Raw genomic sequence first — 11,318 nt, 5'->3', positions numbered from 1 at the left:
AGTGCCAGGGGGCCGCATCGCCGCTTGCCACGGAGGCTCGCCGCGCGCGTTTGAAACCGCAGGATTTTTTCGGGGCTTCGCCGATGGCGAAGGCGCGCGCGCAACAAACGGGCGCTAGGCGGTCCGGCCCTTGCGGCGCCAGCCGTGCGGCGTTTCACCGGTCCAGCGCTTGAACGCATGGGTGAAGGCGCTCTGTTCGGAATAGCCGAGCCGCATCGCGCATTGCGCCAGGCTCAGGCCGGGCTCGGCCAGGTACTGCCGCGCCAGCGCCTGCCGTACGTTATCCACAAGCTGTGAATAACTGATGCCCTGTGCCTGCAGCCGCCGCTGCAGCGTGCGCACCGGCAGGCCCAGTTGCGCGGCGACGTCGGCGATCGGCACCTCGCCCTGCGGCAGCCGCGCGCGGATGCAGGCGCGCGCCTGCGCCAGCGCGTCGGCGCCCGCGGGCACGATCTGCTGCAGCTGCGAATCGGCGATGCGGGTCATCTGCGCCTGCATGCCGGCATCGGCCTGCAGCGACGGCAGGTCCAGCAGGGCGCGTTCGATATGCATGGCATGGCGCCCGGCGTTGAAGACCACCGGGCAGCCGAACACCTCGGCATGCAGCCGGGTATCGGCCGGAGCGGCGTGGGGAAACTCCACCTGCGTCGCCACATGCTGGTCGCCGATCAGCCAGCGCGCGAACACCACCCACGTGGCCATATGCAGCTCGTGCGCATGGCGCGACAGCGGGCCGTGCCGCGCTGCCCACGTCATGCAGGCCGACTGCGGCGTTTCGGCCAGGTGCGTGCCGCCGATGTCGTTGGCCAGCACTTCATAGCGGATGCCCTGCAGGATGGCGTCGCGCACGGTGGGCGTGGTCAGCACCACGTAGCCCATCTCGGCATAGTGGCGGGGCGCGAAGGCGGCGCCGGCGCGCAGGCCGACATCGGCATCGCCGGTGGCTTGCTCGAGCCAGTCGAGCAGCGCGAGATAGGTTGCGCCGGGAATGCGCGTGGCGGTCTGCGCATGCGCCCCTGCGTCGAGCAACGCCGGCGGCACGCCGACGGCGCACAGCTGCTCGGCCGGGGCAATGCCCTGGCGCTCGCCGTGGTCGAGCACGGCGCGAAGGTAGGCGAGCGAGACGGTGCCGGATGTGGTGCCGGATGTGGTGTCAGACCCGGTGCCGGCCTGCATACCACCGGCACTGGCATCGCCATCGGGCGGAGTGGCGCGTGGCATCAAATCACCTGTCATGCGGGATCAAGACCGGGCACCGATCTTTATCCAAACTCCGGGTAGCGTCAATGCGGGCCTGCCCGCCCGCACCGCAGAGCAATGACAAGAGACTGACGCAAGGAGACCCGATGCGCCCCAACCCTCATCACCGCCGCGCGGTGGCCGAAGCCGATGCGCTGCACGCGCTGACGCGGCGCGGCTTCCTCAAGGTGGGCCTTGGCTTCTCGGCCGCGCTGGCGTGTACCGCGCTGGTGCCGTCGCTGGCCGGCTGCTCGTCCGCCGATCCCGCCCCGCAGGCGGGCATGTCGTTCCTGCGCCCGGACGACGTGGCGATGTTCCGCGCGCTGCTGCCGGCCATCGTCACCGAACTGGCCGAAGCGCCTCCGCCGCGCCAGGCCGCGCTGGCGCACGACGCGCTGCGCAATATCGACACCACCTGCGCCGCCATGGCCGCGGGCGCGCAGGCGGAGCTGCGCAAGCTGTTCGGCCTGCTGGCCAGCACCCCGCTGCGCTGGGCGCTGGCCGGCATCCGGCAGGACTGGAGCGCCGCCACGCCGGCGCAGGTGCAGGCCTTCCTGGCGCGCTGGCGCGCCAGCCGCCTGGCCACGCTCAATGCCGGCGCGGTGGTGCTGGTCAAGCTCGCCAGCGTCGGCTACTACGCGCTGCCGGCGGCCTGGGCCGGCTGCGGCTATCCCGGCCCTAATGCGGCCATCTACCGGGCGCTGCACGCCTGACCCCGCCATGGCCATCGACAATCTCTACGATGCCGGCATCGCCGCCGGCTGGAAGGTACTGGACGCCTCCACCTTCACCACCACGCGCACGCTCGATGCCGACGTCGTCATCGTCGGCAGCGGCGCGGGCGGCGGCATCAGCGCCGAAGCCCTCAGCCGTGCCGGCCTGCGCGTGGTGCTGCTCGAAGAAGGCGCGCTGCGCACCTCGGACAGCTTCCGCGACATGGACGAGAACCGCGCCTACCGCGAGCTGTACCAGGAAGCCGCGGCGCGCACCACCGCCGACGGCGCCATCGCCATCCTGCAGGGCCGCGCGGTCGGCGGCAGCACCACGGTCAACTGGTCGTCCAGCTTCCGCACGCCGCCGCAGACGCTGGCGCACTGGGCCACGCACCACGCCGTCACCGGCCACGGCGAGGCCGAGATGGCGCCATGGTTCGACCAGGTGGAAGCGCGCCTGGGCATCGCACCCTGGGCGATGGCGCCCAACCCCAACAACGACGTGCTCCGGCGCGGCTGCGAAACGCTCGGCTGGGAATGGCACGTGATCCCGCGCAACGTGAAGGGCTGCTGGAACTCGGGCTATTGCGGCTTCGGCTGCCCGGTCAACGCCAAGCAGTCGATGCTGGTCTCGACCATTCCCGCGGCGCTGGCCAGCGGCGCAACGCTGGTGCACCGCGTGCGGGTGCGCACGCTGGACCACGACGGCCAACGCGTGCGCTCGGTCACCGGTGAGGCGCTGGGCGCCGACGGGTATACGCCCACGGGGATCGCCGTGGTCGTGCGCGCGCGGCACGTGGTCGCCGCCGGCGGCGCCATCAACACGCCGGCATTGCTGCTGCGCTCGCGCGTACCGGACCCGCATCAGCGGCTGGGCCTGCGCACGTTTATCCATCCGGTGAATATCAGCATCGCCAAGATGCCTGAGCGCATTGATCCGTATTATGGCGCGCCGCAGTCGATTGCCTCCGACCACTTCCAGTGGCAGCACGGCGCGACCGGGCCGATGGGCTACAAGCTGGAGGTGCCGCCGATGTTCCCCGGCATCAGCGCGGGCGTGGTCAACGGCGTGGGCGACGCGCTGCGCCGCGATATGGCGCAGCTGCCCAACACCAACGCCATGCTGGCGCTGCTGCGCGACGGCTTCGTGCCGGACAGCCCGGGTGGGCGCGTGCGCCTGGCGCCCGACGGCAGCCCGCTGCTGGACTACGAGATGACCGACTACGCCTGGGACGGCGTGCGGCGCGCGTGGCTGAGCATGGCGCAGGCACAGTTCGCCGCCGGTGCCGAACGCGTGCGGCCCGCGCACCTCGACGCCGCCGAGTACCGCAGCTGGCCCGAAGCGCGCGACGCCATCGCGCGGCTGCCGCTCAAGCCGTTCCGCACCGCGCTGTTCACCGCGCACCTGATGGGCGGCTGCGGCATGAGCGACGACCCGCGCGGCGGCGTGGTCGACAGCCGCGGCCGCCATCACCAGCTGGCCAACCTGTCGGTGTTCGATGGCTCGGTGTTCCCGACCAGCGTGGGCGCGAATCCGCAATTGTCGGTGTTCGCGCTGAGCGCGCAGAACGCCGACGCGCTGGCGCGAAACCTCACGTCATGATGGATTCGCGCGAAGCCGGCACTGCCTTGTCTGGCTGCGCAGGCAGGCGGCCAGCGTGCCCGTTGCATGGCGCGGCGGACAATGCGGTGCGATCGCCCACACAACATCGGTTTTTAGAATGTCCATTCCAATTCAGCGCTTGTGAAACGCCCGAAGCCGTGGATAGGCTTCGTACAGCTGTTTCAAGCATCCGTATGCCGTCAGAGCAGGGAGCGGACAGCGCAGCCAATTGCACAGGGGTTTATCGCGGTACAGAAGAGAGAAGCGCCCCCATGAAGACCGGCAAAAGCTCGGCAGGAGACACCAAGGCCCGGATTCTCGACGCCACGGAAAAGCTGTTCACCGAGGTCGGCTACGAAGCCACCTCGCTCAGGCAGGTCACGTCGCGCGCCATCGTCAACCTGGCCGCCGTGAACTACCACTTCCGCAGCAAGGACATCATGATGCACGCCGTGCTGAGCCGGCGCCTGGACCCGCTCAATGCGCGGCGCCTGGCGCTGCTCGATGCGTGCGAAGCGCGCTGGCCCGGCCACGCCATCCGCTGCGAACACGTGATGGGCGCGCTGTTCGTGCCCGCGCTGCAGATGGCGCGCGACCCGGCGGTAGGCGGGCCGTCGTTCCTGCGGCTGCTGGGACGCGTGTATTCGGATACCTCGCCCTTTATCCAGCAATACCTGCTGGAGCACTATGCGCCGGTGTACGGCCGCTTCTTCGATGCCTTCGCGCGCGCCATTCCGGCGCTGCCGCGGCACGAGCTGGGCTGGCGCCTGCAGTTCGCGCTCAAGGCGCTGGCCGGCGTGCTCGCCGGCGAAGAACTGGCCAGCCTGCTGCCCGCGTTCACGCAGGGCCGGCAGATGAGCGATGCGCACGTGCTGGCCCAGCTCACCGCGATGGTCGAGGCCGTGCTGAACGTGGCGCAGCCCGGCGCGGACCAGCTCTCGGCACTGCAATCGGTGTTCGAGCTGGGCGCGGAGCAGCAGCACGGCGGGCAGCACAGCGGGGAGCGCGCCGCCAGCCTGGCAACGCAGCCCGCCAATGACCCGGATGCCAGCGTGGCCGCGACCGCGGCCACCATGGGCGACGCGGCCAGCCATGCCGCCGCCCTCGGCAAGGCCCGCACCAGCGCACGCATCGTGCGCAACGCGGGCACCAAGCGTGCCGCCGTGACCAGCGTGCCGGTGCGCGCGCGCGAGCACACCGTGAGCTTTCCCAGCAACCCGCTGGATGACTGGATGCGAATGCGCTCCAGGACATAGCGGTGCGCGCCGCCGCCGGTTACCGCCGGCACGGCGCCGCCGCGCTCACGCAACCAAAACCGTCGATCCAACCAGCGAGGCCGCGCTGCGGCCCCGTGGACCCCGTGCGCCCGCCAGCGCTGCGGTGACCCTGTCCGCTTTGCCCGTCTTGAGGAGGAAGCTGCCGTGTCTATCCATCCGCCGATCCGACCATCCAACCGACCATCGAACACACTGCGCCGCCTTGCCGCCGTCACGGGCACCATCATCGGCCTGCTGGCCGTGCCGCTGGCATATCCGCCCGCGGCCATGGCCCAGCCGGGCAGCGCTGCCGCAGCTTCCGCCGCTGCCGCCACAACCGGCACCGCCTATGACGGCCTGCCCTCGGCCCAGCAGGCCGCGCTGTTCTCGCGCCAGGTCGCCAGCGGCGAGCTCGCGCGCCTGTCCGATGCGCAGGTGCTGGCCGTGTTCCAGGCGCTGCAGCCCGATGCGCTGCTGAAATGGGCACGCGCCGAGATGAACCGCTATCCCGAGTACGAGTACTGGATGTCGCGCCAGGAACGGCTCAACGGCCAGTGGCAGGAGCAGCCCGCGAAGATGCAGATCCGCTACCGCCATGCGCCGCGCCAGCTCTATGCGAAGTGGCTGCCGGGCGGGGCGCAGGCGGGCCAGGAAATCCTCTATGACGAGACCCGCCGCAAGGACGAGATGTACGGCCACCTGGGCGGCGTGCTGGGCTTTACCTCGATGTGGATCGCGCTGGATGGTTCGCTGGCGCGTTCGCAGTCCAACCATACCGTGCGCGACCTGGGCTTCCAGTACGTGCTGTCGATGCTCGAGCGTGATGCCAAATCGCTGCGCGCCGCCGGCCTGTCCGAGAAATACGGCAAGGCCGAGATCGTGCAGGAGCAGGGCGTACGCATGGTGGCGCTGACCTGGGACCTGCCGGCCGGCGCGCCACAGTACTACGCCAAGCGGGTGCAGCTGATGCTGGACCTGAAGCATCCCTACATCCGCGTCGAAACCGCATGGGATGCCGACGGCAACATGGTCGAGAAGATCGTGTTCGACAAGCTGGTGCGCAAGACCTTCGAGGCCGCGGCGTTCGACCCGGCCAATCCCGAGTATCGCTTCTGAAGCGGCACGCGCCGCGCGCGGCCGCGCCCGTTTGGAACGGCCGCTCTATTGACGCTGAAACCCGCGCGCGGCGACAGTCGCCGCTCACGACAGGATCCGGACGCAGAGCCGGACCACCGATCCGGCAACAGGGGTCGCAGGAAAAACAGGAGACAGGCAATGACCATGTCGAGGCTTTGGCGCAGCACTTTGGTTGTGACAGGGGTGAGTGTTGCCGCGGCGCTGGCCGGCTGCGGTGGTGGCGGCGGCGACGAGGACACGCCGCGCGCCGGCACGCAGGCGCCGCCGCAGTGCGCGGACACCGGCACGTGCCCGGCGCAGGGGCCGGTCACCATCGGCGGCCCGCCCGGATCGCTGTGCCCGGCGGCGCTGGACTACGGCACCACCTTCACCGGCGGCTCCGGCGCGGGCGAACTGGTCAGGCTGCGCTTCGATACCGCGGCGCGCACGTACCAGCTGGAAATCATCGAGTCGCCGGTGCCGAAGCAGCCCGGCAGCGTCAGCCCGACGCGCGCGGGCGTGACTTTCACCGGCACGTTCGCCAACCTGACCTCGCTGCCCACCGCCGAGCAGAACCGCTGCGCGGTGGCGCTGCAGACCGCCACGGCGTCGGACGGTGTCTCGCAAGCGAATATCGACAGCGCCAGGCCGCCGGTGATCTTCCTTGGCAACGGCGTCGCCGGCGGCGGCATCCCGGGCGCCACCATTTCCTATCCGGGTGTGCTCGGCCTCGGTGCGATCCCGGCGACCACCTTCCCGTTCTATCCGGTGCTGGCGTTCGCGCAGACCGAGACCGATTTCGCCCGGGTCGCCGGCACCTACAACCTGCTGGGCTACCACCAGGTGCCCTCCGGCGGCGCGCTGACCGCCCAGAGCCACTTCACGCCCGCCACCGCGCAGACCACCGAGACGCTGAACGCCGACGGCAGCTGCACCACCGCGGCGGGCAGCTGCGTCAGCACCGGCAACAACTGGAAGCTGCGCAGCGCCGACGGCGCGTTCGAAAGCAGCAATGCCGACGGCAGCCGCCGCTATCCGTCGTTCCAGAGCCAGGCCATTACCGCCAGCAACGCCAGCCGCGCCAAGGGGCTGATGGTGGTGGGCAAGCTCAATGGCGCGCTGGTGCCGCTGCTGGTGCGCACCGGCTATGCGCAGATCTCGCTGCTGCCGCTGACGGTCAATGTCGACGATGAATCGGGGCTCGCGCTGATGGCGCCGGCCACCACCGTCGCCAGCGGCCGGCTCGACGGCGGCTATATCGGCTCGGGCAGCGACTTTGCCTATACCGCGTCGCTGATCAAGGGCGCCCGCGTTGACCTGCTCGACCCGATGACGATGAACCAGACCGGCGGCTTCCAGCTCGACTTCACGCAGGCCGCGGCGGGCATGGTGAACACCACCGATAACAGCGGCACGACCGGCGCGCTCATTGCGAGCGGCCGTGTGTTCAGCCACTTGTCAGGCACCGGCGGCAGCAGCCCGACCTTCCGTGTCGGCGTGCTGGCGGCGCCCTGATCGCAGCGCAGACAAAAGCAACGAGGAGACAACCATGCAGCCCCAACGAAACCACCTGCCACGGGCGCCGCGCCCATCGACCGTGCCGGCGCGCGCGCTGGCCGCGGCCGCGACCGCCATGCTTGCCGCCTGCGGCGGCGGCGGCGGCGACGACGCCCCGGCCACCCCCGCGGCCGCGCAGACGCGCCTGTGCCCGGCCTCGCTCGACTACAACACCACCTTCACCGGCGGCACCGGCTCCGGCGAACTGGTCAAGGTGCAGATCGACACCACCCGCATGACGTGGCAGGTGACCTTCCTCGATTCCTCGGTGCCGCGCCAGCCCGGCACCGTGCAGCCCACGCGCAGCGACCCCACCAATGGCCTGAACGTGATGCGCGGCACGCTGAAGGCCGAGACCGGCCTGCCCACCGAGAAGCTGAACCAGTGCGCGTTCGAGCTGAGCGGCGCCAGCCTCGACCCCGCCCGCCCCGCCAAGCTCTTCGTCGGCGAAGGCGTGGCGGGCGGCACCATCCCCGGCGCGCGCATCCAGTTCAACGGCGTGCTCGGCGCCGGCGCGGTGCCGGATACCACCTTCCCGTACTTCCAGTTCATCGGCTTCGCGCAGACCGAGACCGACCTGTCGAAGATCGCCGGCCAATACAACGGCACCGGCTTCCACGAAGTGCCGTCCAAGCAGTTCAAGCTGGTGGCGCAGGACTACCGCATGGCGCTCGCCGCCGACGGCTCGTTCACGGTCTGCGACAACGCCAGCGGCAGCTGCGAGCGCAAGGGCAACAACTTCGTGCCGCAGCCCAGCGGCGCGCTGCTGTCGACCAACTACAAGGCCGAGAGCCAGCCGCCCACGCTGGGCAGCACGCTGGGCAAGGCCTACCTGATCGTCGGCAAGCTGCGCGGCCAGCTGGTGCCGATCATGATCCGCGTGGGCTATGCCAATGACTCGCTTGCCAACGGGCCCCTGGGCGCCGACGACGAGATTGGCATCGGCATGATGGCGCCCGCCGCGGCCGTCACCGAGGGCACGGTCAACGGCGAATACGTCGGCGTCGACAGCAACTTCAACTACCGCGTGACGGCGCTGGTGGGTGCCGCCGCGACCATGATGGATCCGTTCCGGCCGTCCGATGCGTCGCTGGCAATCCCGTACCGGCTCGACTTCTCGCAGCAGGTGCCCGGCGTGGTCCGCACCTCGCGCCGCGAGGCGCCCGCCGGCTCGGCACCGACCGGCAAGCTGATGTTCACGGGCGGCGTATTCGGCTTCCTGGAGCAGCGCGACAGCGGCCCGTACTTCACCGTCGGCGCGTTCGTGCAATAAGCCGGCCCAGGCCCGGGGCCATCGCAGCCCCGGCGCCTTTATCGATGCATCACAGTGACTTCACTGCCCGGGGACACAACATGAAGACCTTGCGCCTGACCCTTGCGCTGGTGCTGGCCACGCTGGCCAGCATCGCCCTGCCTGCCCACGCCCAGAAGAAGGGTGACAACGTGGTCTCGGCCGGCTGGTTCCATATCCGGACCCACGGCCAGAGCGACCCGCTCACCACCACGCTGCTGGACGTGCCGATCAACTACCCGCTCGGGCTGCCGTCGACCTTCACCGCGCCGGGCAGCAGCATCTCGTCGTCCAACGCCAATACGCTGGGGCTGACCTTCAGCCACTTCGTCACCGACCATATCGCCATCACCGCGGTGGGCGGCATCCCGCCCGAGTTCAAGCTCTATGGCCATGGCGAGCTGATCCCGCCCGGCCCGGCCGGCGCGCTTGGCCGCCAGAGCCTGGGCGACCCGGCGCTGAACCCGATCATCACCAAGGCGCGCCAGTGGAGTCCGGCGGCGATGGTGCAGTACCACTTCCTGGACCCGGGCACGCGCTTCCGGCCATTCCTGGGGCTCGGCGTCTCGTACAACTTCTTTACCAACATCGAAGTCAATCCGGCCTTCGCCAGCTCGGTCAACAACAACCTCGGCGCCATCCTCGCGGCGGGCGCGGGCATTCCGGGGCCGACTTCGGTCAGCGCCGATGCGTCGTCGTCGTGGGCGCCGGTCTTCAATATCGGGGGCACGTATAACTTCGACGAGCATTGGGGGCTGACGGCGGCGGTGACGTATATCCCGCTGAAGACCACGTCGACGATGACGATCAAGGCGGCCAACGGGACGGTGCTGTCGACGTCGAAGACGAAGCTGGAGCCGAATCCGCTGGTGTTTTTTGTGGCGGCTTCGTATAAGTTTTGAGGACGAAAAAAAGCCAGTGGCGAAACCACTCGCTTTAGCGCATGAACCGCTGCCGGCGTACTCCCTCTCCCGCAAGCGGGAGAGGGGAGCGAACCACCAGCAAAAAAAACGACGCGCCGAGGCGCGTCGTTTTTTTGTTAGGGCAACAGGCGGCGCTACTGCGTCACCGTCCCCTGTTGCGCCGGCGCCTGCTGCGCCACCGCACTGCTCTCCTGCAAGCCGCCGCCCAGCGACCGGTACAAATCGATCGCATTGTTCAGCCGCAGCTGCCGCGCCTGCACCAGCGCCTGTTCCGCGGTGAACAGCTGGCGCTGCGCATCGAGCTCGTCCAGGTAGCTGGCCACGCCGCTGCGGAAGCGCAGCCGCGCCAGCTCGTAGCGAGCGGCTTCGGCATTGCGCACCTGCTCCTGGCCCGCGACCTGGTCTTCCAGCGTGCCGCGCGCCACCAGCGCGTCCGCCACTTCCGCGAAGGCCGTCTGGATGGTCTTCTCGTAGTTGGCGATCTGGATGTTCTTGCGCACGTTGGCCAGATCCAGGTTCGACAGGTTGCGGCCATAGTCGAAGATCGGCAGCGTCAGCTGCGGCGCGAACGACCAGGCGCGCGTGCCGGCATCGAACAGCCCCGAGAACGTCGGGCTGATGGTGCCCACGCTGGTGGTCAGCGAGATGCGCGGGAAGAACGCCGCGCGCGCCGCGCCGATATTGGCGTTGGCCGACAGCAGCTGCTGCTCGGCCTGCCGGATATCGGGACGCTGCTCGAGCAGGTCCGACGGCAGCCCCGGCGGGATATCGCTGATGATGCGCTCGTCCGACAGGCGCATCGGCTCGGGCAGGTTCTCGATGGTGCCGATGGGCTTGCCCACCAGCACTTCGAGCGCGTTATGCGCCTGCGCGCGCTGGCGTGCCAGCTGCGCCGCGGCGACGCGTGCCTGCGCCACCAGCGACTCGTTGTCGCGCAGGTCCAGCGCCGAGGTAGCGCCAGCCTCGAAGCGCTGCTTGGCCAGACCGTAGGTGCTTTCGCGCGCCTTCAGGGTGTCGCGCGCCAGCTCGTACTGCTCGGCGTAGGCGCGCTCGGCCAGGTAGGCCTTGGCGACTTCCGAGACCAGCGAGATCTGCGCCGAGCGGCGCGCCTCCTCGGTGGCGAAGTACTGCGCCAGCGCGGCATTGGACAGGCTGCGCACGCGCCCGAAGAAATCCAGCTCGTACGACGAGATGCCCAGGCCGACCTGGTACACCTCGGTCACCCCCGGCTGCCCGAGCACCGTCGCCGCCTCGGCGGCCGTGGTGCGGGCCCGGGTGTAGCCGCCGTTGACATTCACCGTGGGCAGCAGGTCGGCGCGCTGGACCTGGTACGTGGCGCGCGCTTCCTCTATGCGCAGCGCCGCGGTGCGCAGGTCGCGGTTGTTGTCGAGCGAGGTCGCGATCAGCGCCTGCAGGCGCGGGTCGCGGAAGAACTCGCGCCAGCCGATGTCCGCGGCACGGCGGGTTTCGCCGCTCTTCACCTCGGCGGTGGCATAGCCTTCGGGCGCCGTCGGGAAGCTGTCTGCCACCGGCGGGGCAGGGCGGTCATAGTGGGGCGCCAGCGTGCACCCCGTGAGCACGCCGGCCACCAGCAGCAGTGTGGTCAGAGTCTTGGTCATG

9 protein-coding genes are annotated in these 11,318 nt (G+C 69.7%); 7 read left to right on the top strand and 2 right to left on the bottom strand.

The window, feature by feature from the left end; genetic code table 11:
- Positions 1 to 114: 114 nt before the first annotated feature.
- Complete coding sequence (locus RALTA_RS15630; protein WP_041232404.1) at positions 115 to 1,221, bottom strand: AraC family transcriptional regulator; 1,107 nt, start codon at positions 1,219 to 1,221, stop codon at positions 115 to 117.
- 125 nt (positions 1,222 to 1,346) lie between these two features.
- On the opposite strand from RALTA_RS15630, the gene RALTA_RS15625 reads away from it, so the two are divergent.
- From RALTA_RS15625 to RALTA_RS15595, 7 genes are all read left to right on the top strand, one after another.
- Complete coding sequence (locus tag RALTA_RS15625; RefSeq protein ID WP_012354378.1) at positions 1,347 to 1,952, top strand: hypothetical protein; 606 nt, start codon at positions 1,347 to 1,349, stop codon at positions 1,950 to 1,952.
- Between the two features lie 7 nt (positions 1,953 to 1,959).
- Positions 1,960 to 3,555, top strand: a complete 1,596-nt coding sequence (locus tag RALTA_RS15620; protein WP_012354377.1) for a GMC family oxidoreductase — start codon at positions 1,960 to 1,962, stop codon at positions 3,553 to 3,555.
- 272 nt (positions 3,556 to 3,827) lie between these two features.
- Positions 3,828 to 4,811 (top strand): TetR/AcrR family transcriptional regulator, encoded by a 984-nt coding sequence (locus RALTA_RS15615; RefSeq protein WP_012354376.1) that lies wholly within the window; start codon positions 3,828 to 3,830, stop codon positions 4,809 to 4,811.
- A gap of 165 nt (positions 4,812 to 4,976) precedes the next feature.
- Positions 4,977 to 5,927, top strand: coding sequence for a DUF1571 domain-containing protein (locus RALTA_RS15610; protein WP_012354375.1), 951 nt, complete (start codon positions 4,977 to 4,979; stop codon positions 5,925 to 5,927).
- A 159-nt stretch (positions 5,928 to 6,086) separates the two neighbouring features.
- Positions 6,087 to 7,442, top strand: a complete 1,356-nt coding sequence (locus RALTA_RS15605) for a DUF2957 domain-containing protein (protein WP_012354374.1) — start codon at positions 6,087 to 6,089, stop codon at positions 7,440 to 7,442.
- Between the two features lie 34 nt (positions 7,443 to 7,476).
- On the top strand, positions 7,477 to 8,757 hold the full coding sequence (locus RALTA_RS15600) for a DUF2957 domain-containing protein (protein ID WP_012354373.1): 1,281 nt from the start codon (positions 7,477 to 7,479) through the stop codon (positions 8,755 to 8,757).
- A gap of 80 nt (positions 8,758 to 8,837) precedes the next feature.
- The gene (locus tag RALTA_RS15595) at positions 8,838 to 9,677 is read left to right on the top strand and encodes an OmpW/AlkL family protein (RefSeq protein ID WP_041232233.1); all 840 of its coding nucleotides are present in this window, start codon (positions 8,838 to 8,840) and stop codon (positions 9,675 to 9,677) included.
- A gap of 155 nt (positions 9,678 to 9,832) precedes the next feature.
- On the opposite strand, the gene RALTA_RS15590 is transcribed toward RALTA_RS15595, so the two are convergent.
- Entirely contained in the window at positions 9,833 to 11,317 is a 1,485-nt protein-coding gene (locus RALTA_RS15590) for an efflux transporter outer membrane subunit (protein ID WP_012354371.1), read from the bottom strand.
- Position 11,318: the final 1 nt, after the last annotated feature.

The sequence above is a fragment of the Cupriavidus taiwanensis LMG 19424 genome, assembly GCF_000069785.1.
Lineage (GTDB): Bacteria > Pseudomonadota > Gammaproteobacteria > Burkholderiales > Burkholderiaceae > Cupriavidus > Cupriavidus taiwanensis.
The sequence above is the reverse complement of the archived record's forward strand: the minus strand, read 5'-3'. Positions and strand labels throughout refer to the sequence as shown.